This is a genomic window from Martinezella miluonensis (assembly GCF_900094545.1).
GTDB classification, from domain to species: Bacteria; Pseudomonadota; Alphaproteobacteria; order Rhizobiales; family Rhizobiaceae; genus Rhizobium; species Rhizobium miluonense.
This window is the reverse complement of the sequence record NZ_FMAH01000014.1, coordinates 52,528-77,829: the sequence shown is the minus strand read 5'-3', so window position 1 is coordinate 77,829 and position 25,302 is coordinate 52,528. Positions and strand designations below refer to the sequence as shown.

Below are 25,302 nucleotides of genomic sequence, written 5' to 3'. Positions count from 1 at the left end.
TAGTTGAATCTATTTTAGGGCGTCTTCGGGCAAGATAGTTGTATTGCGTTGGGGGTGTTGATGACCGTGACGAGGCTTGAACGGTGGAAAAGCGAGCGCAAGACGCAGGTCAAGCCACTCGTCGTTTCTGAAAAGACGCATGTCGTTGAAATCGAGTGCGGCCATTGCAGGCGGCACTTCTTCCGATGGTCATCGATGGCTGCTGCCTATTGGCGCTGCGACGATTGCAGCGACGCCAGCCTGCTACGCGAGCCTACACAATCAGGATAGCGCGGAAGTCGTTGACGTTCGTTCCCGTCGGGCCGGGCACGAATAGATCGCCGATCGCATTGAAAGCCGTCCAGGCATCGTTGTTTGCCAGCAGCTCGGCGGGAACCAGTCCAGCCTTGCGCAATCGCGCCACGGTGCCGGCATCGGCAAAGGCGCCGGCATTGTCTTCGCTGCCGTCGATGCCGTCCGTGTCGGCAGCCATGGCGTGAATGCCGGTGTGGCCGTCGATATCGATTGCCAGCGACAACAGGAACTCCGAGTTTCGGCCACCCTTGCCTTTGCCTTTCAGGGTCACCGTCGTTTCGCCGCTGGAGAGCAGCAAGACGGGCTTGGTGAAGGGGCGATTGCGATGCAGCACCTCGCGGGCGATTGCGGCATGGACATGGGCGGCTTCGCGAGCCTCGCCCTCGATGGCGTCGGAGAGTATGGCCACTTCGATACCCGTAGCGCGAGCCACTTCGGCAGCAGCCTCCAGCGAGACGCCGGCAGATGCGATGAGATGCACTTCATTGCCAGCAAAGCGCGGGTCGTTCGGGCGCGGCGCATCCGCTTCGGCTTTCTCGATATGGGCGAGAACGGCCGGCGGCAGCTCTATGCGGTAGAGGCGGATGAGGTCGAGCGCCTCAGTGCGCGTGCCCGCGCCGGGCACGGTCGGGCCGGATGCCACCAGCGCCGGATCGTCGCCGGGGATGTCCGAGACGACGAGAGAGACGAGCCTAGCCGGATAGGCCGCGGCTGCGAGCCGGCCTCCCTTGATGGTCGACAGATGCTTGCGAATGACATTCATCGTCGAAATCGGTGCGCCGGATGCGAGCAGCGCCTTGTTGACGGCGATCTCGTCGTCGAGGCTCAGCGTGCCGGCCGGCGAGGGCAGCAGGGCCGAGCCGCCGCCTGATATCAGGGCGATCACCAGATCGTCCTCCGTCAAGCCCTCAACGAGCTTCAGAAGTCGGCGGGAGGCGACGAGGCCGGCCTCGTCGGGTACGGGATGGGCGGCTTCGATGATCTCGATCTGGCGGCAGGGGGCGGAGAAACCGTAACGCGTCACCACCAGACCTTCCAGCGGGCCATCCCAGCATTGCTCCAGCGCGGCCGCCATCTGGGCGGAGCCCTTGCCGGCGCCGATGACGATCGTCCGGCCCTTCGGCTTTGCTGGCAGATTGGCGCGGATACCGGTCAGCGGATCGGCGGCGCGAACGGCTGCATCAAACAGCGAGGTCAGGAAGGCGCGAGGATCGGAAACGGTCATGTCTAGCTGCCTGTCTTGCGATGAGCGTGTAACCACTTGGTGGCTTAACTGGTTCGAAGACGCAAGGGGTTGGAACTGCAATTGTGTCCGGCACGATGAATCCCTATGTAGAGGAAAAGGGTTTCACGCTTTTATTTCAAGGATTTTCGAAATGGCCGAACTGAAAGTGAAGACGAGGCAGACGGGCGCCACCGCTACGGTCGGCCGTACCGGTTTTCCGCATGTGACGTCCGTGACCGGCGGCGAGATCGACATCGTCACCTCGCCGTCGCAGCCCGGTTTCAACCCGCTCGATCTGCTCTATTCGTCGCTGTCCGCTTGCCTCGTTCTGAGCGCCCGCATGGCGGCCAGCAGCCTCGGCGTGCTCGACAGGCTCACCGAAGTCACCGCCGTCGTAACAGGCGAAAAGGCGACCGAAGGCCTTTCCCGCGTCGAGAAGTTCAACATCGCCTTCACCATCAAGGGCGATTTTAGCGACGAGGTCCGCAACGCGATTGCCCATGCCGCCGAAGATGAGATCTGCACCGTGAGCAACACGATCCGGGGCAATCCGCAGTTTTCAACGACGATTTCGGGGTAACTTTGGAGTAGGTGGCGAGAGCCCCTCATCCGCCCTGTCGGGCACCTTCTCCCCGTTTTGACGGGGAGAAGGGGATAGCGGCGCCATCACCGTTCCCTCTTTCAGCGCTGAGTTGGCGAGGGTGCGCATTCTTCCTCCTTCTGCGCGCGGTCAGAAGAGGTCTAGGCGAGATCGCTCCCTCTCCCCGTCAAAACGGGGAGAGGGCTGGGGTGAGGGGCCTTTCGCTATTTCGCCGGAAACTCAACCCCTTCAAGATAAGGCCCAAGCTCCGGATCGATATCGATCTTCACCGCGTTATTGTAGATTGCCGTCGCGATCATGATCCCCGCGAAAGCCACGAGATTAGCAAGGGTCGGTTCGTCGTAGCGCGCCTTCAGCCGTGCCCAGACGTCTTCAGGAATGGCGTTCGAATCCCTGACGATGGTCTTGCCGAACTCGATCAGCAGTGCCTCATCCTCGGTCGGCACGATTGTCTCCGGCGTCAGGCCGGCATTGATCAGCGCGCGCCGGAAAAAGCCGACGGGGATGATCGAACGGCATTCCAGCGCGATGGCATGGCAAAGCAGCCAGACGGCGCGATCGTCCAGCGCCGGGCGCAGCTCTTCGCGCAAGGGAAACCATTCCGCATAGATGCGATGCGCCACCGGCGAATGCAGCAGAGTGCGCTTCATGTTCGTCATGCGGCCGCGCAGCTGTACCTCGCGATCGTGCTCGGCGCGCACGGCCTCCGAAGCGGTTTCGTAGTCGATCGGCGTGATATGGCTCATGTCATTCTCTCTTACTGCGCAGCTGCAGCCGTTGCCTTGAAGAAGCGGTTTTCCGGGCGCGGCAAGCCGAGGTGCTCGCGCAGTGTCGTGCCTTCGTAGTCGTGGCGGAAGATGCCGCGACGTTGAAGCTCTGGAACAACACGGGTCGTTACGTCAAGCAGGCCCTGCGGAAGGAATGGGAAGACGACGTTGAAACCGTCCGAGCCTTCCTCGTGCAACCATTGCTCCATTTCGTCGGAGATGCTTTGCGGCGTGCCGACGAAGGCGAGGCCGGCATAGCCGCCGAGGCGCTGGGCAAGCTGGCGCACGGTGAGTTTTTCGGCTTCGGCAAGGGCGATGACGCGTTCGCGGCCGCTCTTGCTGGCATTGGTCTCCGGAATCTCCGGCAGCGGGCCGTCCGGATCGAATTTGGAGGCATCGTGCCCAAGGGCAATCGAGAGGGATGCGATGGCGCTGTCGTAATGGACGAGGCTATCGAGCTTCGCGCGCTTGGCCTTTGCCTCCTGGATCGTGTCGCCGACGACGATGAAGGCGGCGGGCAGGATCTTCAGATGGTCCGGATTGCGGCCAATCGCCCTCATGCGTCCCTTGATGTCGGCAAAGATCGCCTTGCCGTCGGCAAGATTGCGGGGAGCGGCAAAGACCGCCTCCGCCGTTTCGGCAGCAAGCTGCCGGCCGGCGTCGGATTGCCCGGCCTGCACGATGACGGGCCAGCCCTGCGGCGGGCGGGCGATGTTGAGCGGGCCGCGAACGCTAAGCTCCTCGCCCTTGTGCCCAAGCACATGCATCCGCTCTGGATCGAAGAAGATGCCGCTTTCTGGATCGCGGATGAAGGCGTCATCGGCGAAGCTGTCCCAGAGGCCGGTGACGACATCGTAGAATTCGCGGGCGCGATGATAGCGCTCACCATGTTCCATATGCTCTTCCATGCCGAAGTTAAGCGCCGCATCGGGATTGGATGTCGTCACGATATTCCAGCCGGCGCGGCCGCCGCTGATGTGATCAAGCGAGGCGAAACGGCGGGCGATGTGATAGGGTAGGTCGAATGTGGTGGAGGCGGTGGCGACGAGGCCGATCCGGTCGGTGACGGCTGCCAGCGCCGAAAGCAGGGTGAAAGGCTCGAAAGAGGTAACCGTCTGGCTGCGCTTCAGGGCCTCGATCGGCATGTTGAGGACCGCCAAATGGTCAGCCATGAAGAAGGCGTCGAATTTCGCCTTTTCCAGCTCCTGTGCGAAGCTCTTGATGTGCTGGAAATTGAAGTTGGCGTCCGGATAGGCGCCGGGGTAACGCCAGGCACCGGTGTGCAGGCTGACGGGACGCATGAAGGCCCCGAGCTTCAATTGCTTCTGTTCGGTCATCGGCTCCCTCTCGAAAATCGTCAGGCTGTCACGACGTCGAAACGGCATCGCGAGCGGAATGATGCCCTACGACGTAGGCGTGCTCCTCGCGCATTCAAAGAGCCGATTTCATTTATTTGATCGCTTTCGCGGAATATTCATCCGGCCTCGGTTTCGACGCCGTTCTGTCCGGCGAAAACCTTGACCAGCCAGTCTATGAAGACGCGCACGCGCGGCGAAAGCTGCCGGCTGCGCGGATAGAGCATCGAAACAGGCGTTTGTGTCGGTGGATAGTCCTGAAGGACATGCAGCAGCTCGCCAGATCGTAACGCTTCCTCGGCGTGGTAGCGCGGAACCTGAATCAGGCCGAGGCCGAGCTTGGCCGCGGCGAAGTAGCTCTCTGCCGCATTGACGGAGATGGTCGCCGGCAGGGTGATCTCGCGGACCGCGCCGTCGATTTGGAATTCCAGCGGCAGCAGGCCGCCCGTTGCGGAGGAGCGGAAGCCGATCATGCGGTGGCCGTCAAGCCTATCCGGATGGGAGGGCATGCCGAACCGTTCGACATAGGCGGGTGCCGCTAGCGTCACTTCTTCCAGCATCGCGACGCGACGACCGATCATGTCGCTATCCTGCAGCGTGCCGACGCGCAGCACGCAGTCGATCCCCTCGCGGATCAGATCGACGAACCGGTCGCCCTCGGTGATCTGCAATTCGATATCGGGATAGGTTTCGAGGAAGGAGGGCAGGTTCGGTAGGACGAAGTGCCGGGCAAGCGTTCCGTGCACGTCGACACGCAGCACGCCCTTCGGCTTGGCGCCGGCAAAGGCGCCTTCCGCATCCTCGATGTCGGAGAGGATGCGCAGGCAGCGCTGGTAATAGGCCTCGCCGTCGAGGGTCGGGCTCACGTGCCGGGTCGTCCGCTGTAGCAGGCGCACGCCGAGGCGTGCCTCGACCTGCTTGATTGCGTCCGTCACCGTCGAGCGGGGCAGGCCGGTGTCTTCGGCGGCAAGCGTGAAGCTGCGCCGTTCCACGACCCGACAAAACACCCGCATGGCATCGAATCTGTCCATCTATCTGTTCGCTAATTTCGGATAGTGATGCCAATTAATGGCTGATTATCCGCCTTCTGAAAAGAGGCATTTTCTCCTCATCGAAACGCGCTACAGCGCAAAACAATGAAGGATGAGGAAAATGAGCAATAATTCCAACAAGGTAGCGATCGTCACCGGCGCATCCAGGGGTATCGGCGCCGCCATTGCGGAGCGTTTGGCCGAGGATGGCTTCACCGTCGTCGTCAACTATTCCGGCAGCGAGGCCGCCGCCGAGGAACTCGCTCGCAAGATCGAAGAAAAGGGCGGCAAGGCGCTGACCGCGAAAGCCGATGTTTCCGATGTCGAGGCCGTGCGCCGCATGTTCGATGCAGCCGAGGCTGCCTTCGGCGGTGTCGATGTTCTGATCAACAATGCCGGCATTATGCAGCTCGCCAAGATCGCCGATGCTGACGATGCGCATTTCGACCGCCATATCGCCATCAACCTCAAGGGTACGTTCAATACGCTGCGTGAAGCCGGCAAGCGCCTGCGCGACGGCGGCCGTATCGTCAACTTCTCGACCAGTATCGTTGGCCTCAAGCTGGAAACCTACGGCGTCTATGCCGCGACGAAGGCCGGCGTCGAGCTGCTGACCGGCATCATGGCGAAGGAACTGCGCGGCCGGTCGATCACCGTCAATGCCGTCGCTCCCGGCCCGACGGCGACGGACCTCTTCCTCAACGGCAAGAGCGATGAACTCATCGACCGCATGGCCAAGATGAACCCGCTGGAGCGCTTGGGTACGCCGCAGGACATTGCCGCTGCCGTTTCCTTCCTCGTCGGCCTGGACGGCGGCTGGGTCAACGGCCAGACGCTGCGCGCCAATGGCGGCATGATCTGAGCCAACCAGGCGGCAGGATAATGCCCGCCGCCGATCTTCCCCCATCAATCGTCAACGACAGCCAATCCAGTAAAGGAACAGGACCATGAGCAAGCAAGTCATCGTTATCACTGGCGCATCGAGCGGCTTCGGCGCTCTAACGGCGCGGGCTCTCGCGAAGGCAGGCCACACGGTCTATGCCGGCATCCGCGAAACCCAAGGGCGCAATGCGGCGCAGGTCGCTGCCGCTGAAGCATTTGCCAAGGAGAATGGCGTCGATCTCAGAAGCGTCGAACTTGATGTCGCTTCGGATGCCTCCGTCGAAGCCGGCATTGCGGCTGTCATCGCCGAGCAGGGCCACATCGACACCATCATCCACAATGCCGGCCACATGTCTTTCGGTCCGGCTGAGGCTTTCACGCCCAAGCAGTTTGCGGAGCTTTACGACATCAACGTGCTCAGCACCCAGCGCGTCAATCGCGCCATGCTGCCGCACATGCGTAAAGAGGGGAAAGGGCTCGTCGTCTGGGTATCCTCGTCCAGCACCCGCGGTGGCACGCCGCCCTATCTTTCTCCCTATTTTGCAGCCAAGGCGGCGATGGATTCGCTTGCCGTCTCCTACGCTTCGGAGCTAACTCGCTGGGGTATCGAGACCGCCATTATCGTGCCCGGCGCCTTCACCAAAGGCACCAATCATTTTGCCCATTCCGGTTCGCCGGCAGACAAAGCCCGTGCCGCCGAATATGACAATGGCCCCTATGCCGGCGTTCCCGATCAGGCGTTGAAGGGGCTTGCTTCGCTGGAGCCCGCGGACGCCGATGCTGCTTCGGTGGCGACTGCAATCGTCGATGTCGTCGATATGCCGTTTGGAACGCGGCCCTTCCGTACCCACATAGATCCCTCTGAGGATGGTGCGGAAATCGTCAATGGTGTTGCTGATCGGGTGCGCGCAGAGCTCTTCCGGCGCATCGGTCTGGAAGATCTGCTGAAGCCTCATATCCGGGGCTAAGGCTTCGCCGCCGCCCTTCCAGCCTGTCAAATCGCCGCTTCTGTGCCACAGGAGCGGCGATGACTTACGTTCGTCGAAACTATTTTGTGCAGTACGGCATTCCAAGCCTTGGATTTTCGTACTAAAGCGAATCCTTCAGAGGGTCGGGAGATATCCATGGACGCGAAGGACATCGGCGAAATTGCCAGCTGGCTCATGCAGGCTGGTCTCAAGGGTATGACGGAAGTCGATATCCTCTCTGGCTTTTGCGAGCAGTGCCGTCAGCATGGCCTCAACCTCGATCGGGCCATGGCGCTGATGGATACGTTGCATCCAGTATATGAAGGCCGCGCCTTCCGCTGGGATGGCAACCAGGTGATCGAGCGCGAATTCGAATATGGCCCGTCGCATCAGGGGATCGCCTCCGAGAATTGGCAGCGTTCCGCCTTTTATCACTTGTTGGCGACGGGCGGGGACGAGGTGCGCCGGCGCATCGGTTTTGGCGAGCCTGCCGATTTCTTCGGGCTTGATACGCTATTGGCCGATGGTCATACCGATTACATCGCTATGGTGCACCGCTTCGAAGAAGGCGGCACGATCGGCGAAATGGACTGCTTCTATTCCAACTTTGCTACAGCAGCCGAAGTGGGTTTTCCGGAAGAGGATTTGCGCGTGCTGCGCAAGCTGACGCCGGCGCTTGCGCTCGCAGTCAAGTGCACCGGCATGAGCCGCATCGCCCGCACCATTGCCGAGGTCTATCTCGGCGAGGATGCCGCGCGGCATGTCCTTGAAGGCAAGATCACCCGCGGTAAGACGGAGCGGATTTCGGCGGCGCTCTGGTTCTCCGATCTCGCGAATTACACGCGCATCTCGGATACCGCCGAGCCGGACGAAATCATCCCGATGCTGAATGCCTATGCCGATGCGGTCATCTCCTCGATCCACGAGGCGGGCGGCAATGTGCTGAAGCTGATCGGGGACGGCACGCTGGCGATTTTCAAGGCCAGGAATTCCGCAGATGCCTGTGCTGCCGCGCTGATGGCGGAATCGCTGCTGCGCCAGCGACTGCGCGACCTCAACTCGCAGCGGCAGATCGAAGGAAGGCCTGTAACGGAGGTCTATCTCGGCCTGCATATCGGCGATGTCTTCTACGGCAATATCGGCAGTATGGACCGGCTGGACTTCACAGTCATCGGGCCGGCCGTCAACGAGGTCAGCCGTATCGCCTCGATGTGCCGTTCGGCCGATCGCAACATTCTGATGTCGTCGAATTTCGTCGAGGCGCTGTCGACCAATCGGGGCAACGATCTTGTCTCCGTCGGCCGTTATGCGCTGCGTGGCGTCAACCGGCCGCAGGAACTATTCACGCTGCTATCTTCGGCCGCCTGACTATTCGGAACCGGTTTAGCGGCGGCCGGCGGCGAACATCGGCCCGCCCTTGCTCGACGGGAACCCGTATCCGTTGATCATCACGAGATCGATGTCGCTGGCGCGGGCGGCGATTCCCCGCGAAAGCAGGGCGTTGCCTTCGTCGGTCATGGCCTTAAGCAGCCGGGCGACGATCTCTTCTGCGGTGAACTTTTTCGGCACGATGCCTTTTTCGGCGCGGGCGGCGTCGATCATGGCCGCTACGTCGGGATCGATCGTCTTCTTGCCGTCGGGATAGGCGTACCAGCCGCGCCCGGTCTTCTGGCCGAAGCGTCCGGCTTCGCAGAGCCGGTCAGGGATGACGACATAGCGTTCCGAAGGATCGCGTGTCGCGGCCTGCCGCTTGCGGCGTGCCCAGGCAATTTCCAGGCCTGCCATGTCGAAGACGGCAAACGGGCCCATCGGAAAGCCAAAGGCTTCCAGAGCTGCGTCGATTTCCTGCGGCGAGGCGCCATCCTCGAGCATGTATTCGGCTTCGCGGCGGTAGGCGGAAAAGATGCTGTTGCCGATGAAGCCTTCGGTGACGCCGGAGACGATGGGCAGTTTACCCAGCCGCTTTGCCAGGGCAAGGGCTGATGCCAGCACGTCGGGTGCCGTCTGCTTGCAGTTCACCACTTCAAGCAGTCGCATGATATGCGCCGGCGAGAAGAAATGCAGCCCGACGACGCGCTCTGGCCATGCTGTGGCGGCGGCGATAACGTCCGGGTCGAGATAGCTCGTATTGGTCGCGAGAATTGTCTCGGCCCGGACGATCGTATCGAGGCGCTGGAACAGGTCCGTCTTAACGGTGAGATCGTCGAAGACGGCTTCGATGACGATGTCGGCCTGCGTCAGCTGCTGCATGTCGGCCGTTACCGCCAACCGGTCAACGCGGTCCTCACGGCCAGCCGCATCGAGGCGGCCGGATTGCACTGCCTTGTCGAGCAGGCCGATGATACGTTCGCGGCCTTTCTCCGCCGCTTCAGCGTTCTGCTCGACGCCGATGATGCGGTAGCCACCGTTGAGGGCCGAGACGGCAATGCCCGAGCCCATCAGGCCCGTGCCGACGATGCCGACCGTTTCGATCTTGCGTGGAGCGACTGCCTCCAGCCCCTCGACCTTGCCGGCGGACCGTTCCGCGAAGAAAACATGACGCAAGGCGGCTGCCTCTTCGCTGTCACGCAGCTCGACGAAGGTGCGGCGTTCTTCCGCCAGTCCCTCTGAGAGAGAGGAGGTTGCTGTCAGGTGGACGAGGCGGACGGCTTCGGACGGGGCGCGTTGACCGCGCGCCTTGCGCAATGCATCGGCTGCCGCTTTGTCGATGGTGTCTGCTGCTTCCGAAGGGACGGGTAGCAGGCCGGTGCGGCGAAGGGCGGAGATGTCGGTTGCCTTGATGTCCGCAACGGCATCCGTGACCGGAGCACCGCTGGATAGGCTATCGACAATGCCGAGCTTGAGGGCTTCAGCGGCAGGGATCATGCGCCCGCTGGCGATGAGGTCGATGGCGGCGGCGATGCCGGTCAGGCGGGGCAGGCGTTGCGTGCCGCCGGCGCCGGGAACGATGCCGAGTTTGACTTCCGGCAGTCCGAGCTTGGCTGATGGAGCAGCGTGGCGGCGGTGGCAGGCAAGAGCTACTTCCAGGCCGCCGCCGAGCGCCGCGCCATTGATTGCTGCGGCAATGGGTTTTGCAAAGGCTTCGAGGCGTGAGATGACATCGGGCAGCAGCGGCTCGACCGGCGGCTTGCCAAATTCCTTGATGTCGGCGCCGCCGATGAAGGTACTGCCTGCGCCGGTGAGGACGACGCCCGCAACCGCGCCGTCTTTCTCTGCATGGTTGAGCGCGGCCATCAGGCCGGCTCTCACATCGGCTGAGAGCGCGTTGACGGGCGCGTTGTCTATGGTGACGACGAGGACGCCATCGGCGAGCGCCGCCGAGATGGTGTCCGAAAAGCGCAATGCCGACATGATCCTGACCGCCTGTGCGATATTATTCGGGGATGATCGCGGTTGCCTGGATCTCGATCTTGGCGCGATCCTCAACGAGAGCGACGACTTGCACGGCGGCCATGGCTGGGAAATGGCGGCCGATGGTTTCGCGATAGGCCTGGCCGATGCCCTTGAGGTTGCTGAGATATTCAGCCTTGTCGGTGAAATACCAGGTCATGGAGGTGATGTGCTTCGGTTCGGCACCGCCCTCGGCGAGGATGGCGACGACGTTCTTCAACGTCTGGCGCACCTGCTCGACGAAATCGTCGCTTTCGAATTCGCAGGCGGCATTCCAGCCGACCTGGCCACCGACAAACACCATACGGCCTGTTGCCGCCATGCCATTGGCATAGCCGATCGGCTTGGCCCAGCCTTCAGGTTGCAGGATGGTGTGCATCGGTCTTCTCCAGATGAGAGGTCAGCGCGGCGCGGATATCATCCGGCCATGCGTGCGATTGATTGTTATCGAGCGAGGTGGCGACGACGCGGTGTTTGGCCGTCCACAGCACATGGCCGTTCGCCGAGACCTGATGTTCCAGATCGAGCGAGGAGCGGCCGATACCGCGGACGACAAGCACGAATTCGAGATCGTCGCCCTGCAGGCCCGGCTTCATGAAGGTCAGATCGAGCCGCACGGTGGGCACACCGATACGGCGGTCATCGATCAATCGCCTCCAGGGGAAGCCGAGCGAGGCAAAGTAGTCTTCCAGCACCCCCACGAGGATGTTCAGATAGGAGGGGAAATATGCGATCCCAGAGGGGTCGCAATCTCCGAAACGCAGGGGTCTGGTGGTTTTAAACGCCAAGGCGGGCCTCAGTTCGAAAAGGCGGCGATGCCGGTGATGGCGCGGCCGAGAATGAGGGCGTGGATATCGTGCGTGCCCTCATAGGTGTTGACCACTTCGAGGTTGACGAGATGGCGTGCGATGCCGAATTCGTCCGAAATGCCGTTGCCGCCCAGCATGTCGCGGGCGGCGCGGGCGATATCCAGCGCCTTGCCGCAGCTGTTGCGCTTGAGGATGGAGGTCAGCTCGACCGGCGGATGTCCCTCTTCCTTCATGCGGCCGAGACGCAGGCAGCCCTGCAGGCCGAGCGTAATTTCGGTCACCATGTCGGCGAGCTTCTTCTGGATGAGCTGGTTGGCGGCGAGCGGCCGGCCGAACTGCTTGCGGTCGAGCACATATTGCCGCGCCTTGGCATAGCAATCCTCGGCCGCACCGAGCGCACCCCAGGCAATGCCGAAGCGCGCCGAGTTGAGGCAGGTGAAGGGACCCTTGAGGCCGGAAACGTTCGGCAGGAAATTTTCCTCGGGTACGAAGACATTCTCCATCACGACTTCGCCGGTGATAGAGGCGCGCAGACCCACCTTGCCGTGGATAGCCGGTGCCGACAGACCCTTCCAGCCCTTTTCGAGGATGAAGCCGCGGATGAGGCCATCTTCGGTCTTGGCCCAGACGACGAAGACATTGGCGATCGGCGCATTGGAGATCCAGGTCTTGGCGCCCGTCAGGCTGTAGCCGCCGTCGACCTTCTTTGCGCGTGTGACCATCGAGCCCGGGTCGGAGCCATGGTTCGGCTCCGTGAGACCAAAGCAGCCGATCCACTCGCCGGTTGCGAGCTTCGGCAGATACTTCTGCTTCTGCGCTTCCGAGCCGAAAGCATCGATCGGCACCATGACGAGCGAGGACTGAACGCTCATCATCGAGCGATAGCCGCTGTCGACGCGTTCGACTTCGCGGGCAATCAAGCCATAGGCGACATAGCTGAGGCCGGCGCCGCCGTACTCCGGCGCAATCGTCGGGCCGAGCAGGCCGAGTTCGCCCATTTCGCGGAAGATCGCCGGATCGGTCTTTTCATTGCGGAAGGCTTCGAGGACGCGGGGGCTAAGCTTCTCCTGCGCATAGGAATGCGCTGTTTCAAGCACCATACGTTCGTCGTCGTTCAGCTGCTCCGTAAGCCGGAACGGGTCGGCCCAGTCGAAAATCTCGCGGCTCATGCTCTTATCTCCCATTGGTGCGGTTCGGCGTTTTCGTAAGCCCTGAACCGCTCAATTTCCTTGTTCACGCAATTCCGGATGGAAAATTGCTATGCAATTCTCCTGGAACTGCTCTAGGTCTTCAGAAGTTCGCGCGCAACGATGAGTTTTTGAACTTCCGTCGCACCTTCATAGATGCGAAGCGCGCGGATCTCCCGATAAAGTCTTTCCGTTATCTCGCCCGACCTCACGCCGCGCCCGCCAAAGAGCTGGACGGCGCGGTCGATGACGCTCTGCGCGGTTTCTGTCGCCGTCATCTTGGCCATGGCCGCTTCACGCGTTGTCGGTAGGCGCTGCACGTCGCGACGCCAGGCGGCGCGATAGGTCAGCAATGCTGCCGCGTCGATGCCGGTCGCCATGTCGCCGAGGGCAGCTTGCGTCAGTTGAAGGTCGCCGAGCGTGGCGCCGAACATGGGGCGTGCGCGAACGTGGGCGAGCGATTCATCCAGCGCGCGGCGGGCAAAGCCAAGGCTTGCTGCTGCGACCGAGGCGCGGAAGATGTCGAGTGTGCGCATGGCGATCTTGAAGCCTTCGCCCGGTGCGCCGAGGCGGCGCGACGCGGGAATGCGGCAATTCTCGAAGCGGATCGTTGCCAAGGGATGCGGCGCGATCACCTCGATGCGTTCGGCGATCGAGAAGCCGGGGTCATCGGCAAAGATGACGAATGCGGAGATGCCGCGGGTCCCCGGTGCTTCGCCCGTGCGTGCGAACACGGTGTAGACGTCGGCAATGCCGCCGTTCGAAATCCAGGTCTTCTCGCCGTCGAGAACATAGTGATCGCCTTCGAGACGGGCGGCGCAGCTCATGGCAGCCACGTCGGAGCCAGCGTCTTTTTCGGAAAGCGCAAAGGCGGCAAGCCAGTCGCCGGAGCGTACCTTGGGCAACACAGCGGTGCGCAATGCCGGCGAACCGGAAAGGCCGATGGCCCCGGTGCCGAGCCCCTGCATGGCAAAGGCGAAATCGGCTAGGCCGTCATGCCAGGCCAGCGTTTCGCGAGCGAGGCAGACCATACGGGAATCGATCAGGGGATCGTCATGGGATGTGCCCGTCGCAGCGGCCAGAAGCCCGGCGTCGCCGAGCGACTTGACCAGCTTGCGGCAAGCACCATCGACATCGGCATGGTCGATCGAGGCCATGGCGGCGGATTTGCCGAAGGCGTCGAGCTCCGCGGTGTAGCGGTGATGACGCTCCTCGAAGAAGGGCCAATCCAGGTGATCGCGTGTCGGGCCGGGGAGGCTGCGTGCCGTGGACATCAGCTCAATCCCCCTGGAATTCCGGCCGGCGCTTGGCCGCGAAGGCTTCGAAGGCGCGGCGGAAATCCTGCGTCGCCATGCAGATCGCCTGCGCCTGCGCTTCGGATTCGATCATTTCCTCGATACCCATCGCCCATTCCTGATTCAGCATGGTCTTGGTCATGCCGTGGGCGAACCAGGGGCCATCTGCCAGCGAACGAGCGAGTTTGACCGCTTCGCTTTCCAGATCGGCATTGTTGTGCAGGCCGTTGTAGAAGCCCCACGCGTGTCCTTCCGCCGCCGTCATCGAGCGGCCGGTATAGAGAAGTTCTGCGGCGCGGCCCTGGCCGATGATGCGGGGCAGGATACCGCATGCGCCCATATCGGCACCGGCAAGGCCGACGCGGGTAAAGAGGAATGCCGTCTTGGCTTCGGGCGTCGCGAGCCTCAGATCGGAGGCCATGGCAAGGATGGCGCCGGCACCGGCGCAGATGCCGTCGACCGCCGTGATGATGGGCTGCGGGCATTTGCGCATCGCCTTGACGAGATCGCCGGTCATGCGCGTGAAAGCCAGGAGCTCGGGCATCGCCATGCGGGTCAGCGGTTCGATGATCTCGAAGACGTCGCCGCCGGAGGAGAAATTGCCGCCGGCGCCTGTCAGCACGATGGCGCGGATATCGGATGCATAGGCGAGATCGCGGAAGAGATCGCGCAGCTCGGCATAGCTGTCGAAGGTCAGCGGATTCTTACGTTCCGGGCGGTTCAGGCGGATGGTTGCGACGCGTCCGTCTTCGCTGACATCCCAGAGGAAATGCTGCGGCCTGTAATCCTTGAAGGGCTTCAGGTGTCCCTTCATCGTCATGTCCCGATCGCTCATCGCCCTTAAATCTCCCCACCGGCAACCGCAATTGCCTGTCCATTGATCGATGCCGCTGCAGGCGATGCCAGCCATAGCACGGTGTCGGCAACCTCTTCCGGCTTGATCAGCCGTCCCTGCGGATTGGATTTCGTGAACTCGCCAAGCGCCTGTTCGGGCGTGCGCCCGGTCTTGGCGACGATCGTCTCGATCGACCGCTGGATGATCGGCGTATCGGTAAAGCCTGGGCAGACGGCATTGACCGTGATGCCGGTCTTGGCAAGTTCGAGCGCCAACGAGCGGGTCAGGCCGACGACGCCGTGCTTGGCGGCGACGTAAGCCGAGACGTAGCCGTATCCCTTCAAGCCGGCTGTCGAGGCGATATTGATGATGCGCGCGCCGGGACCACGAGCTTTCAGGTCGGGAAGGGCTGCCTGCGTCACCACGAAAACGCCCGTCAGGTCGACCGAGAGGACATGGTTCCAGGCTTCCAGGCTTGTCTTCTCGAAGGGAGCACTCGGCGCTTCGCCAGCATTGTTGACGAGGATATCGACCGGGCCGAATTTTTCGCGCGCGTTAGCGAGGCCCCGGGCTACGGCGTCGGGGCTCGTGACATCGAAACCATCGACCACGAACGCATGCGCACCGATTTCGGCGGCAACCGCTTCAAGCGGCTCTTTGCGGCGGCCGGCCAGGCTGACATGCGCTCCTTCGACGACGAGCGCCCTGGCGATCGCGGCACCGATGCCGCTGCCGGCGCCGGTGACGAGGGCGTGACGGCCAGCGAGTTTGCCCGAAGTCGTCATTTCATCCTCATTTCGCCGGTGCGGCGGTGGCCGCGCGGGCGAGGTTGGTTTCGTACTGGATCTTGCCCGAGAGATATTGCTTCGGCCAGGGAATAGAAGTCAGCCCAATCTTGGCGGCTTCATGCAGCGCCCAGGCTGGATCCGCCAGATGCGGGCGGGCGACGGCGCAGAGATCGGCTCGCCCGGCGGCAATAATCGAATTGGCGTGGTCGGCCTCCGAGATCGCACCGACGGCGATCGTGGGAATGCCGATTTCGTTGCGGATCTTGTCGGAGAAAGGCGTCTGGAACAGGCGGCCGTAAACTGGCTTTTCCTGCTTGGAGACCTGGCCCGAAGAGCAATCGATCAGGTCGGCGCCGGCTTCCTTGAACATGGCGGCGAAGATCGCGGCATCTTCCGGCGTGTTACCGCCATCGGTCCAGTCATGGCAGGAGAGGCGGATCGAGATCGGCTTGTCTGCCGGCCAGATCGCCCGTATCGCCTTGAAGACCTCAAGAGGATACCGGGCGCGGTTTTCGTGGCTGCCGCCATACTCGTCGTCGCGCAGATTGGTCAGCGGCGACAGGAAGCTCGACAGCAGATAGCCGTGGGCGCAGTGCAATTCCAGCCAGTCGGCACCTGTCTCGATTGCTAGCTTGGTCGAGCGGATGAAATCGGCATTGACGCGGTCCATGTCGGCGCGATCCATGGCCTTCGGCACCTGGCTGTGTTTGAGGTAGGGGACTGATGATGCCGAGATCAGCGGCCAGTCGCCTTCGATAAGCGGCTGGTCGATCCCTTCCCAGGCGAGTTTCGTCGCACCCTTGCGTCCGGCATGGCCGATCTGGATACCAACCTTGGCGGCGCTGCTCGCATGAACGAAGTCGACGAGCCGCCTCCACTGCGCAGCCTGCTCCTCGTTCCAGAGGCCGAGGCAGCCAGGGGTGATGCGCGCGTCCGGGGTCACGCAGGTCATCTCCGCGAAGATCAGTCCGGCGCCGCCAAGAGCGCGCGAGCCGAGATGGATGATGTGGAAATCATTCATCACGCCATCCTGAGCCGAATACATCGCCATCGGCGACATGACGATGCGGTTGACGAGCTGGACATCGCGCAGCCGGTAGGGTGTGAACATCGGTGGCAGGCACCGATCGTTGCCGACGGTGAGGCCGGATTTCTCGGCAAACCAGCGCTCATAGCCTTCAAGCCAGGTCTTGTCGCGGAGCCTTAGATTTTCGTGGCTGATGCGCTGCGAGCGCGTCAGCATCGAATACATGAACTGCGGCGGCTCGAGCGTGTCGGCATAGCGGCGGCCGACGACTTCGAACCATTCCATCGCATTGCGGGCGGCATTCTGGATGCGGGCGACGTCGACGCGGCGGATTTCCTCGTAGGTCTCCAGAACGGCCGGAATCTTGTCTTTCTCGTGCCCGTGGATCTGGAACTGGCGGGTTAGCTCGATGGCGTCATCGATGGCAAGCTTGGTGCCGGAACCGATGGCGAAATGCGCGGTGTGAGCGGCATCGCCCATCAGCACGACATGGGAATTGCCGTTGAAATGGCTCCACTTGCCGCAGATCAGGCGGTTGAAGTTCAGCCAGGCCGAGCCACGGATATGGTGGGCATTGGTCATCAACGAAGCGCCGTCGAGCACTTCGGAAAACAGGTTTTCGCAGAAGGCGATGGAGCCGTCCTGGTCCATCTTGTCGAGGCCGTGGGCCAGATAGGCTTCTTCCGTCGTCTCGACAATGAAGGTCGAGGTCTTGTCGTCGAACTTGTAGATATGCGACTGGAACCAGCCGTGGTCGGTGCGGCGGAAATCGAAGGTGAAGGCGTCGAAAAGCTTGTTCGTGCCGAGCCAGATATAGCGGTTCGGCCGGGTGATCATATCAGGCTGGAAAATTTCCGGATAATGATTGCGGACCCTGGAATTGAGGCCGTCCGACCCGATGACCAGATCTGCGTCGGGGTAATCGAGATCGGAATTGACGTCCGTTTCGAAGATCAGCTCGACGTCGAGCTCTTCGCAACGCTTCTGCAGGATATTCAAAAGCTTCTTGCGGCCGATGCCGACGAAGCCGTGGCCCGATGTGCGCTGGCGCGTGCCCTTGAATAGGACTTCGATATCGTCCCAATGGTTGAACGCGTCCTCGATTTCGGCAGCACTTTCCGGATCCCATTCGCGCATCGAAACCATGGTGGCATCGGAGAAGACGACGCCCCAGCCGAAGGTATCATAAGGGCGGTTGCGCTCGACGACGCGGATCGAATGCTCGGGATGGAGCTTCTTCATCAGAAGCGAGAAGTAGAGCCCTGCGGGGCCGCCGCCGATACAGACGATGCGCATCGCTTTTCCCTCCTGTGAAACCGAGGTTGGTTCCGAAAAATCATTTAAGTTTAAAATATCTCGCTGCTGGCATTCGTCAAGAGATTTCGTTCCGGAATCTTGGGGCCGAGCGTTTGCACGATACCGCGAAAATTTCGAAAAGTCCTTTTAAATCAAATGATAGGCAAAAATATTTTAGGCTTAAAATTTCTTGCTTGAACATTTCATTCGGCGGTGCGATCTTTTTAGCGACGTCACACATACCGCCCTGGGGAGGCGGCGATGATGGCGATTGATCGAGAAGCATGTGGGAGCGAGGCAATGCTGGGACCGACCGGTCACATCGATACATTCACACGAGACAATCTGCCGCCTTTGGGTGAATGGCCCGAGCTGTTGATGGATGGTTTCGATTATCCGGAATGGCTGAATGCCGGCTTCGAGCTCAGCGACCGAATGGTCGAGAAGGGCTTCGGCGACCATGTGGCCCTGATCGGGAATGGCCGTCGCCGCACCTATAAGGAGCTGGCGGACTGGACCAACCGTATTGCCCATGCGCTTGTCGAAGACTTCGGCGTTAAACCCGGCAATCGCGTTCTCATCCGCTCCGGTAATAATCCGGCGATGATTGCTTGCTGGCTGGCAGTGACGAAGGCCGGTGCCGTGGCGGTCAATACCATGCCAATGCTGCGGGCAGGCGAACTTTCCAAGGTCATCGACAAGGCGGAAATCTCCTTCGCGCTCTGCGATACACGGCTGCTGGAGGAGCTTGTCACGGCAGCCAAGGACAGCCGCTTCCTCAAGCAGGTCATCGGCTTCGACGGCACCGCCAACCACGATGCCGAACTCGATCGCGTCGCGCTCAACAAGCCCGTTCGTTTCGAAGCGGTCAAAACCGGCCGGGATGACGTAGCGCTGCTCGGCTTCACATCGGGCTCGACGGGCGTGCCCAAGGCCACCATGCATTTCCATCGTGATATCCTGATCATCGCCGATGCCTATGCCAAGGAAGTGCTGCAGGTGACGCCCGATGATGTCTTCATCGGCTCGCCGCCGATCGCCTTCACCTTCGGCCTCGGCGGCCTGGTTATCTTCCCCCTGCGCTTCGGCGCATCGACGGCCCTGCTTGAAAATGCGTCGCCGAAGAACATGGTCGAGATCATCCAGGAATACGGCGCGACGATCAGCTTCACCGCGCCGACGGCCTATCGCGCCATGCTGGCGGCGATGGAGGAGGGGGCGGATCTTTCGTCCCTGCGCATTGCGGTTTCCGCCGGCGAGACGCTGCCCGGCCCGATATTCGAGGAGTGGACGCGCAAGACCGGCAAGCCGATCCTCGACGGCATCGGCTCGACCGAGATGCTGCATATCTTTATCTCCAACCGGCTCTCCGATGCCAAGCCGAAGAGCACTGGCAAGCCGCTGACGGGCTATGAGGCCCGCGTCGTCGATGACGAGATGAACGAGGTTCCGCGCGGCACGATCGGCAAGCTTGTCGTTCGCGGGCCGATCGGCTGCCGTTATCTCGCAGACCACAGGCAGGCCGATTATGTGCGTGACGGCTGGAACCTGACGGGCGACAGCTTCATTCAGGATGCAGAAGGCTATTTTCATTTCGCCGCACGCTCCGACGACATCATCCTTTCCGCCGGTTACAATATTGCCGGGCCGGAAGTGGAAGCTGCGCTTCTCTCGCATGCCGACGTGCTGGAATGCGCCGTCGTCGGCAAGCCGGATGAAGAGCGGGGCCATATCGTTCAGGCCCACGTGGTGCTGGCGCCGGGCGTTTCCGGCTCGGAGCTGTTGGTCAAGGCGCTGCAGGATCACGTCAAAGCCGTGATCGCGCCCTACAAATATCCGCGCTCCATCATCTTCGTCGAGGCTTTGCCGAAGACGGAATCGGGCAAGATACAGCGTTTCCGCCTCAAATAGCGGAAATGCCTTTTCAGGCTGCGTGCTCCTGTCCCGCATCGCGCCCAAGCCATTTCGGGTCGATTTCCGGCAGGGGAATAGCGTCCAGCAGCATGCGCGTATAGGCGGAGGCGGGTGCGGTGAAGACGCGCTCGCAATCGCCTTCTTCTTCGACACGGCCAAGGCGCATGACGTAGACGCGGTCGCAAACGGCGCGGATGACCGAGAGATCATGGCTGATGAAGGCCATGGAAAGGCCGAGGTCGCGCGAAAGTTCCTTCAGCAGATTGAGCACCTGCGCCTGTGTCGACACGTCGAGGCCGGAAACGATCTCGTCGGCAAGCACGAAATCCGGCTTCAACAAGGCCGCCCGCGCGATGCCGATGCGTTGGCGCTGGCCGCCGGAAAGCTCATGCGGATTGCGATCGAGGCAGGCTTGCGGCAACGTCACGCGCTCGAGGATTTCAGCAACCTGTCGCTCGGCGCCTTTCCGGTCTGCCGCAAGTCTATGCAGGAGAAGCGGTTCTACGAGGATGCGGCGGATCGTGTGGCGTGGATTGAGCGAAGCCATCGGATCCTGGAAGATCATCTGCATGCGGCGGCGCAACGGCCGCATTTCGGCATCGGGCAGGCGGGTGATGTCCTTGCCGTCGAAATGGATGCCGCCTGCCGTCACATCGACGAGCCGCAGCAGCGCACGACCCAGCGTCGTTTTGCCCGAGCCGCTTTCGCCGACGATGCCGACCGTCTCGCCGCGGCGGATGTCGATATCAACGCCGTGCAGCACTTTGATGCCATGGCCCGCCGGGCCGAAGAGATGTGGTTTGGCACCATAGGTGACCTCAACGCCCTTAGCAGACAGGAGGGTGTCGGAAACGCTCATCGGCTTTCCTTCGCAATGCCGATCTCGCGGCGCAATTGGTCGAACACAGCCTGCGGAACCGGTGTCAGCCCGGCATCCGGCCGGTCGTAGCGCGGGCCGGCGGCAACAAGCGATTTTGTGTAAATGTGCTGGGGATGCGCGAGCACGTCGCTCGTGCGCCCCTCTTCGATGACCTTGCCGGCGTAGAGCAGGGTCACGCTGTCGCAGATCTGGGCGACGACGCCGAGATCGTGCGTGACGAAGATGACGGCGGTGCCATGCGCCTCCTGCAGACCGCGGATCAGCCGCAGGATCTGCTTCTGCACGGTGACGTCGAGCGCCGTTGTCGGCTCATCGGCCACGACCAGCTTCGGCTCCAGTGCGAAGGCGGCGGCGATCAAGATGCGCTGGCGCATGCCGCCGGACAATTCGTGGGGATAGGCGCGCAATACGCGTTCGGGATTGTGGATATGGACTTCATCAAGCAGTTTCAGCGCGCGCTGCCGAGCATCGCGTGATGACATGCCCCGCTTCAATCGGAGGCCGTCGGTCAGTTGCGCCTCGATACGGCGGCCGGGATTGAGCGCCGTTTGCGGGTCTTGCGGGATCAGCGAAATCTCGCTGCCCATGATGCCGCGCAATTCCCTCGCGGAAAGGGTGAGAAGGCCGCGGTTCTCGAACAGAATCGAGCCGGTGGTGATGCGGACGCTGCGAGGCAGGATGCCGAGTAGCGCCTTGGCGATGGTCGATTTTCCGGCGCCGCTTTCGCCGACGAGTCCGCGTACTTCGCCGCGCTCAAGCGTGAGAGAAACGTCGCGCAGGATCAGTGCGCCGCCGTCGCGGTCGGATACGGCGCTAAGGCCGGCAATGGAAAGAAGCGGAGATGTCATCGGCGCATCACCGGATCGAGGGCGCGGCGCAGGCCATCGCCGAGTTGATTGAAGGCCAGCACCGTCGCGAAAAGGGCGATCAGCGGCACCACCAGCACCCACCAGCCCTGGTAGATCATCTGCCGCCCCTCGGCGATCATGCCGCCCCATGTCGGCGTGTCGGATGCGACCGACAGGCCGACGAAGGACAGGATGGCTTCGACGATGACGGCGATGCCCATTTCCAGGCTGACGAGGGCGATCAGTACGGGCGTCACATTGGGCAGGATTTCGCTGAAGAGGATTCTTGCCCGCGAAAAGCCGATCGTATGGGCGGCGGTGACGTAATCCATCTGCGCCTGTGCCTGGGTTTCGGAGCGCACGACGCGACAGAAGCGCGTCCAGTCGATGATGACGATGGCGGCGATGACCGAATGCACGCCGGATCCGAAGACCGCGACCAGCAGGATCGACAGCAGCACCGGCGGGAAGGCCATCCAGATATCGACGAGGCGCGAGATCACCTTGTCGATCCAGCCGCCGTACCAGCCGGCGAGGAGGCCGAGCAGCGTGCCGATGAAGGCCGCGAGCCCTGCCGCAACGAAAGCGACCGTCAAAGCAATGCGCGTGCCGAAGATGGCGCGGGACAGCACGTCGCGGCCAAGATCATCCGTGCCGAGCAGGAAGCCCGGATCGGAACCATCCACCCAGGCCGGCGGTAATGTTCCGGACATCAGGTCCTGCTCCAGCGGATCCTTCGGCGCGATATAGGGCGCGAAGATTGCGAGAATGATCAGGATCAGGATGAAGCCACCGCCGAAGATCACTTTCGGCTCGGAGAGCAGTGCCCGAATGCGTTTCGCCATTCTTGAGGGTGGTCTCGGTAGGGCGGGCGAGGTGACGTCAGCCATGGGCGAGCCTCGGATTGAAGGCCGCGACCAGGAGATCGACCGCCAGATTGACAAGAATGAAGATGGCGCCGAAGACCAGGACAAGCCCCTGGATCAGCGGTAGGTCGCGGTTGATGACAGCATCGATGGCCATGTTGCCGATGCCGGGATAGGCGAAGATGCGCTCGACGATGACGGTGCCGCCGATCAGGAAAGTGAATTGCACGCCGGTCAGCGCGATCGTCGGGCCGACGGCATTGCGCAGCGCTTCCTGCAGCACCAGCCGCAGATCGGACATGCCCTTCAGCTTGGCGAGCAGAATATAGTCCTGCACCATGGCCTCGGAGAGCGCGGCTTTGAGCACGCGAGCGATGATGGCTGCCAGCGGCAGGCCCAGCGCCAGGACCGGCATGACCATATGCGCGCAGATGTCGGCTAAGATCCCGAAGCGAAGCGTCACCAGACTTTCAACGAGATAGAAGGGGGTTGCGAATTGCACGTCGATGCTCGGATCGATGCGGCCGGAGAGCGGGAAAAGCGGAAACAGGACCCCCAGAACCAGGACCAGCGCTAGAGCCCAGACGAAATCCGGAACGGCGAGGAAAAGGCCGTTGAGGCTGTCGATAACGGGCTCGAAAATCGTGCGGCGGGCAAGCGTGCCGACGATGGCGACCGCACCGCCGAGAAGAACCGCCAATACGAGGGCCGCAAAAGCAAGTTCCAGCGTCGCGGGGAGGCGCTCTCCGAGCAGGGATAGCACATCACGCTTCAGGGAGATCGACGTCCCGAAATCACCTATGAGGACCGATTTCAGCCAGATTCCGAACTGTGTTGTCAGGCTTGCATCAAGACCGTAATGGGCGCGGAGCGCTGCGATGTCCGCGGGGCTTGCGCCCGGTGAGATCATCATGGCGATCGGATCGCCCGGCACGACGCGCAGTAGCACGAAGACGATCAGCGCTACGCCAAAGAGCGTAACGACGGCCATGATCAGGCGGTTGAGAATGGAAACTGCTATCATTCGTTATGAATTCCGATCGCACGGCTGATTGCGATGAGAGCCCTGAGCCCCTCATCCGCCCTGTCGGGCACCTTCTCCCCGTTTTGACGGGGAGAAGGGGAAAGAGGCATCTACAGCCTACCCCTAACGACGCGTTCCGGCGAGGATACAAAAGTCGTCCCCTCTCCCCGCTTGCTGGGAGAGGGCTAGGGTGAGGGGGCAAGGCCACACGGTCAAAGCTAGACGTATCAACCCTTAGACACCAGCGTCGGCTGCAAGGCGCCGGAAACGTTCGGCGTTACCTTCAGGCTCGACTTGTAGACGATCGGCTGAACATATTGCAGCAGCGGGATCACATAGCCCTGTTCGGCGATGTATTTGATCGCCGCTTTCCAGCCGGCAATGCGCTTGGCCTCATCCTTTTCCACCCAGAGTGGCCCCAGCATGTCGTCGACATCCTTGGTCTTCCAGGCGGAGTGCGGCGAGGGGCCGAACATGGCGAAGCCGGTCGAGGTCGTCGGGTCGCCGATGGCGTTGCCCCAGTTGTAGAAAGCCGCCGGCCCGAGCTTGTGGGCTGCGCGCAGCTCGTAGTGCTTGGCGATTTCGTAGACTTCGATTTCAGCCTCGATGCCGACCTTGCGCCACATGCCGACAATCGCCTGGATCATCTCGTAGTCCTTCGGCTTGAAGCCGCGGGTCGTCTTGATGGTGAACTTGACCGGCTTTTTCGTCGAATAGCCGCTGGCAGCCAGGAGCTTCTTGGCTTGTTCCGGATCGTAAGCGGTCTTGATGGAGGCATCGTAGGCTTCGTATTCCGGAGCTTCGAGCGTCGACAGCGGATTGCCGTAGCCACGCAGCAGCCGCTTGATGATCGCGTCCTTGTCGATCGCCATGTTGGCAGCAAGGCGGACATTCTTATCGAGCATCGGGTCGACGTTGCTGATGAAGATCATGCCGATGTCGGAGATCGGAGTGGCAACGCCGGCCAGACCGGACTTCTGTTTCAGCCGGTCGAAATCTTCGTAAGGGATTTCCAGCGTCACGTCGGACGAGCCGGACTCGATTTCGGCGACGCGGCTCGTCGTGTCGGGCACGAACTTGAAGATAACAGTGTCGAAGGCGGGCTTGCCGCCGAAATAGTTGGGGTTCGCCTTCAGGCGCAGATAGGAATTGCCCTCATAGGCGTCGACCATATAGGGGCCGGTACCGATGGGCTTCTTCTCGAAACCTTCCGCACCCACCTTGGTATAATAGTCCTTCGGCAGGACGTAGCCGGTGAGGAACGCCATCCACTTGAAGAAGGTCGGCTCGAAGCGGACGACATCGCCGGTAATGCGGTTGCCTTCCACCTTATAATTGCTGGCGGTCGACCAGATGAACTGGATCGGGTTGCCGGTTTCCTGTTTGGCGGCCCGCTCCAGCGACCAGACGATGTCTGCCGGCGTGAACTTGGAGCCGTCATGCCAGGTGACGCCTTCACGGACGTCCATCCAGACCTTGGTTTTGTCGTCGTTCCAGCCCCAGGCGGTGAGTAGGCCCGGCTGGAATTTCAGGTCCGGCCCCTGGCCGATGAACTGGTCGAAAATCGAGCGATAGATCGCCTGGATCGTCGGGTTGACTGCCGACGGCCCGGTAGTCGGGTCGAAGGACGGCAGGTTGACGTTGAAGGCGATGGTCAGCGTGCCGGCTTCGGCGGCTTCCACAGGCGTCCGGCCTGCGAGAATCCCAGTAATGAATGCTGCTGCGCCGAGGCTCAGGGCCTCGCGCCGAGTAAGTGTTGTCATGGTCACTCCGTTCCCCTGTTAAGCGGCAGAAAAAGCATGACGCCCGCCTGCCACTGGCGATTTATTGTCGGAATGTTTTAATCTTAAAATACGTATTTCGGAGCGGCAAGCGCTTTCTCTGACCCTTTCAAAAAATCCAGATCCCTGATTGTCATGTGCCTTGATAAGGTGCCTATATTTTATGCGTATGCATATATATGCGTTGGCAATCGTTGGTGTGGCGGTTGCGGTTTCCGAAGACGGCTGCTTTGTTCCCG

22 protein-coding genes are annotated in these 25,302 nt (G+C 61.7%); 5 read left to right on the top strand and 17 right to left on the bottom strand.

Features of this window, described 5'->3' with window-relative positions; all coding sequences use genetic code 11:
- Positions 1–253: 253 nt before the first annotated feature.
- Positions 254–1,519 carry a glycerate kinase type-2 family protein gene (locus GA0061102_RS13970; protein ID WP_092848703.1) on the bottom strand — a complete coding sequence of 422 codons (1,266 nt, stop codon included), beginning with the start codon at positions 1,517–1,519 and terminating at the stop codon, positions 254–256.
- A 151-nt stretch (positions 1,520–1,670) separates the two neighbouring features.
- Here GA0061102_RS13970 and GA0061102_RS13965 point away from each other — a divergent pair, with 151 nt between their 5' ends.
- Positions 1,671–2,099 carry an OsmC family protein gene (locus tag GA0061102_RS13965; RefSeq protein WP_092848697.1) on the top strand — a complete coding sequence of 143 codons (429 nt, stop codon included), beginning with the start codon at positions 1,671–1,673 and terminating at the stop codon, positions 2,097–2,099.
- A gap of 224 nt (positions 2,100–2,323) precedes the next feature.
- Here GA0061102_RS13965 and GA0061102_RS13960 read toward each other — a convergent pair whose 3' ends face one another.
- From GA0061102_RS13960 to GA0061102_RS13950, 3 genes are all read right to left on the bottom strand, one after another.
- The gene (locus GA0061102_RS13960) at positions 2,324–2,866 is read right to left on the bottom strand and encodes a carboxymuconolactone decarboxylase family protein (RefSeq protein WP_092848687.1); all 543 of its coding nucleotides are present in this window, start codon (positions 2,864–2,866) and stop codon (positions 2,324–2,326) included.
- A gap of 11 nt (positions 2,867–2,877) precedes the next feature.
- Entirely contained in the window at positions 2,878–4,224 is a 1,347-nt protein-coding gene (locus GA0061102_RS13955; protein WP_092848888.1) for an LLM class flavin-dependent oxidoreductase, read from the bottom strand.
- A 137-nt stretch (positions 4,225–4,361) separates the two neighbouring features.
- Positions 4,362–5,273 (bottom strand): LysR family transcriptional regulator, encoded by a 912-nt coding sequence (locus GA0061102_RS13950; RefSeq protein ID WP_092848679.1) that lies wholly within the window; start codon positions 5,271–5,273, stop codon positions 4,362–4,364.
- Positions 5,274–5,394: 121 nt separating this feature from the next.
- On the opposite strand from GA0061102_RS13950, the gene GA0061102_RS13945 reads away from it, so the two are divergent.
- The 3 genes from GA0061102_RS13945 to GA0061102_RS13935 all read left to right on the top strand — a co-directional run bounded on the left by GA0061102_RS13945 (position 5,395) and on the right by GA0061102_RS13935 (position 8,491).
- The gene (locus GA0061102_RS13945) at positions 5,395–6,135 is read left to right on the top strand and encodes an SDR family oxidoreductase (RefSeq protein WP_092848672.1); all 741 of its coding nucleotides are present in this window, start codon (positions 5,395–5,397) and stop codon (positions 6,133–6,135) included.
- A gap of 85 nt (positions 6,136–6,220) precedes the next feature.
- Positions 6,221–7,123 (top strand): SDR family oxidoreductase, encoded by a 903-nt coding sequence (locus GA0061102_RS13940; RefSeq protein ID WP_092848670.1) that lies wholly within the window; start codon positions 6,221–6,223, stop codon positions 7,121–7,123.
- A 156-nt stretch (positions 7,124–7,279) separates the two neighbouring features.
- Positions 7,280–8,491, top strand: coding sequence for an adenylate/guanylate cyclase domain-containing protein (locus tag GA0061102_RS13935; RefSeq protein WP_092848668.1), 1,212 nt, complete (start codon positions 7,280–7,282; stop codon positions 8,489–8,491).
- 15 nt (positions 8,492–8,506) lie between these two features.
- Here the strand turns inward: GA0061102_RS13935 and GA0061102_RS13930 are convergent, their stop codons facing one another.
- The 8 genes from GA0061102_RS13930 to GA0061102_RS13895 all read right to left on the bottom strand — a co-directional run bounded on the left by GA0061102_RS13930 (position 8,507) and on the right by GA0061102_RS13895 (position 17,750).
- Positions 8,507–10,474, bottom strand: coding sequence for a 3-hydroxyacyl-CoA dehydrogenase NAD-binding domain-containing protein (locus GA0061102_RS13930; protein ID WP_092848663.1), 1,968 nt, complete (start codon positions 10,472–10,474; stop codon positions 8,507–8,509).
- Between the two features lie 22 nt (positions 10,475–10,496).
- Positions 10,497–10,892 (bottom strand): RidA family protein, encoded by a 396-nt coding sequence (locus GA0061102_RS13925; protein ID WP_092848660.1) that lies wholly within the window; start codon positions 10,890–10,892, stop codon positions 10,497–10,499.
- Positions 10,870–11,301, bottom strand: a complete 432-nt coding sequence (locus tag GA0061102_RS13920; RefSeq protein WP_092848657.1) for an acyl-CoA thioesterase — start codon at positions 11,299–11,301, stop codon at positions 10,870–10,872. Before GA0061102_RS13920 ends, GA0061102_RS13925 begins: the two co-directional genes overlap by 23 nt.
- An 8-nt stretch (positions 11,302–11,309) precedes the next feature.
- Positions 11,310–12,491: an acyl-CoA dehydrogenase gene (locus GA0061102_RS13915; RefSeq protein WP_092848654.1), complete on the bottom strand. Its 1,182-nt coding sequence runs from the start codon at positions 12,489–12,491 to the stop codon at positions 11,310–11,312.
- 113 nt (positions 12,492–12,604) lie between these two features.
- Positions 12,605–13,783, bottom strand: coding sequence for an acyl-CoA dehydrogenase family protein (locus GA0061102_RS13910; protein WP_092848646.1), 1,179 nt, complete (start codon positions 13,781–13,783; stop codon positions 12,605–12,607).
- Positions 13,784–13,787: 4 nt separating this feature from the next.
- Positions 13,788–14,639: an enoyl-CoA hydratase family protein gene (locus GA0061102_RS13905; protein WP_092848634.1), complete on the bottom strand. Its 852-nt coding sequence runs from the start codon at positions 14,637–14,639 to the stop codon at positions 13,788–13,790.
- Positions 14,640–14,644: 5 nt separating this feature from the next.
- Entirely contained in the window at positions 14,645–15,424 is a 780-nt protein-coding gene (locus GA0061102_RS13900) for an SDR family NAD(P)-dependent oxidoreductase (RefSeq protein ID WP_092848623.1), read from the bottom strand.
- A 7-nt stretch (positions 15,425–15,431) separates the two neighbouring features.
- Positions 15,432–17,750 carry a bifunctional salicylyl-CoA 5-hydroxylase/oxidoreductase gene (locus GA0061102_RS13895; RefSeq protein ID WP_092848620.1) on the bottom strand — a complete coding sequence of 773 codons (2,319 nt, stop codon included), beginning with the start codon at positions 17,748–17,750 and terminating at the stop codon, positions 15,432–15,434.
- 300 nt (positions 17,751–18,050) lie between these two features.
- Here GA0061102_RS13895 and GA0061102_RS13890 point away from each other — a divergent pair, with 300 nt between their 5' ends.
- Positions 18,051–19,661, top strand: coding sequence for an AMP-binding protein (locus GA0061102_RS13890; RefSeq protein WP_092848609.1), 1,611 nt, complete (start codon positions 18,051–18,053; stop codon positions 19,659–19,661).
- A 13-nt stretch (positions 19,662–19,674) separates the two neighbouring features.
- On the opposite strand, the gene GA0061102_RS13885 is transcribed toward GA0061102_RS13890, so the two are convergent.
- From GA0061102_RS13885 to GA0061102_RS13865, 5 genes are all read right to left on the bottom strand, one after another.
- Positions 19,675–20,523 carry an ATP-binding cassette domain-containing protein gene (locus tag GA0061102_RS13885; RefSeq protein ID WP_092848599.1) on the bottom strand — a complete coding sequence of 283 codons (849 nt, stop codon included), beginning with the start codon at positions 20,521–20,523 and terminating at the stop codon, positions 19,675–19,677.
- The gene (locus tag GA0061102_RS13880; protein ID WP_092848591.1) at positions 20,520–21,392 is read right to left on the bottom strand and encodes an ABC transporter ATP-binding protein; all 873 of its coding nucleotides are present in this window, start codon (positions 21,390–21,392) and stop codon (positions 20,520–20,522) included. Before GA0061102_RS13880 ends, GA0061102_RS13885 begins: the two co-directional genes overlap by 4 nt.
- Positions 21,389–22,282: an ABC transporter permease gene (locus tag GA0061102_RS13875; protein WP_092848588.1), complete on the bottom strand. Its 894-nt coding sequence runs from the start codon at positions 22,280–22,282 to the stop codon at positions 21,389–21,391. Before GA0061102_RS13875 ends, GA0061102_RS13880 begins: the two co-directional genes overlap by 4 nt.
- Complete coding sequence (locus tag GA0061102_RS13870; RefSeq protein ID WP_092848579.1) at positions 22,275–23,282, bottom strand: ABC transporter permease; 1,008 nt, start codon at positions 23,280–23,282, stop codon at positions 22,275–22,277. The genes GA0061102_RS13875 and GA0061102_RS13870 overlap by 8 nt, the downstream gene beginning before the upstream one ends.
- 227 nt (positions 23,283–23,509) lie before the next feature.
- Positions 23,510–25,045 (bottom strand): ABC transporter substrate-binding protein, encoded by a 1,536-nt coding sequence (locus tag GA0061102_RS13865; protein ID WP_092848570.1) that lies wholly within the window; start codon positions 25,043–25,045, stop codon positions 23,510–23,512.
- Positions 25,046–25,302 lie beyond the last annotated feature (257 nt).

Coding starts and splice junctions, on each gene's coding strand:
- GA0061102_RS13890 (WP_092848609.1), top strand. CDS start 18,051: ATGCTGGGACCGACCGGTCACATCGATACATTCACACGAGACAATCTG.
- GA0061102_RS13875 (WP_092848588.1), bottom strand. CDS start 22,282: ATGGCTGACGTCACCTCGCCCGCCCTACCGAGACCACCCTCAAGAATG.
- GA0061102_RS13885 (WP_092848599.1), bottom strand. CDS start 20,523: ATGAGCGTTTCCGACACCCTCCTGTCTGCTAAGGGCGTTGAGGTCACC.
- GA0061102_RS13950 (WP_092848679.1), bottom strand. CDS start 5,273: ATGGACAGATTCGATGCCATGCGGGTGTTTTGTCGGGTCGTGGAACGG.
- GA0061102_RS13900 (WP_092848623.1), bottom strand. CDS start 15,424: ATGACGACTTCGGGCAAACTCGCTGGCCGTCACGCCCTCGTCACCGGC.
- GA0061102_RS13965 (WP_092848697.1), top strand. CDS start 1,671: ATGGCCGAACTGAAAGTGAAGACGAGGCAGACGGGCGCCACCGCTACG.
- GA0061102_RS13895 (WP_092848620.1), bottom strand. CDS start 17,750: ATGCGCATCGTCTGTATCGGCGGCGGCCCCGCAGGGCTCTACTTCTCG.
- GA0061102_RS13880 (WP_092848591.1), bottom strand. CDS start 21,392: ATGACATCTCCGCTTCTTTCCATTGCCGGCCTTAGCGCCGTATCCGAC.
- GA0061102_RS13960 (WP_092848687.1), bottom strand. CDS start 2,866: ATGAGCCATATCACGCCGATCGACTACGAAACCGCTTCGGAGGCCGTG.
- GA0061102_RS13970 (WP_092848703.1), bottom strand. CDS start 1,519: ATGACCGTTTCCGATCCTCGCGCCTTCCTGACCTCGCTGTTTGATGCA.
- GA0061102_RS13865 (WP_092848570.1), bottom strand. CDS start 25,045: ATGACAACACTTACTCGGCGCGAGGCCCTGAGCCTCGGCGCAGCAGCA.
- GA0061102_RS13955 (WP_092848888.1), bottom strand. CDS start 4,224: ATGACCGAACAGAAGCAATTGAAGCTCGGGGCCTTCATGCGTCCCGTC.
- GA0061102_RS13870 (WP_092848579.1), bottom strand. CDS start 23,282: ATGATAGCAGTTTCCATTCTCAACCGCCTGATCATGGCCGTCGTTACG.
- GA0061102_RS13925 (WP_092848660.1), bottom strand. CDS start 10,892: ATGCACACCATCCTGCAACCTGAAGGCTGGGCCAAGCCGATCGGCTAT.
- GA0061102_RS13905 (WP_092848634.1), bottom strand. CDS start 14,639: ATGAGCGATCGGGACATGACGATGAAGGGACACCTGAAGCCCTTCAAG.
- GA0061102_RS13930 (WP_092848663.1), bottom strand. CDS start 10,474: ATGTCGGCATTGCGCTTTTCGGACACCATCTCGGCGGCGCTCGCCGAT.
- GA0061102_RS13945 (WP_092848672.1), top strand. CDS start 5,395: ATGAGCAATAATTCCAACAAGGTAGCGATCGTCACCGGCGCATCCAGG.
- GA0061102_RS13940 (WP_092848670.1), top strand. CDS start 6,221: ATGAGCAAGCAAGTCATCGTTATCACTGGCGCATCGAGCGGCTTCGGC.
- GA0061102_RS13935 (WP_092848668.1), top strand. CDS start 7,280: ATGGACGCGAAGGACATCGGCGAAATTGCCAGCTGGCTCATGCAGGCT.
- GA0061102_RS13910 (WP_092848646.1), bottom strand. CDS start 13,783: ATGTCCACGGCACGCAGCCTCCCCGGCCCGACACGCGATCACCTGGAT.
- GA0061102_RS13915 (WP_092848654.1), bottom strand. CDS start 12,491: ATGAGCCGCGAGATTTTCGACTGGGCCGACCCGTTCCGGCTTACGGAG.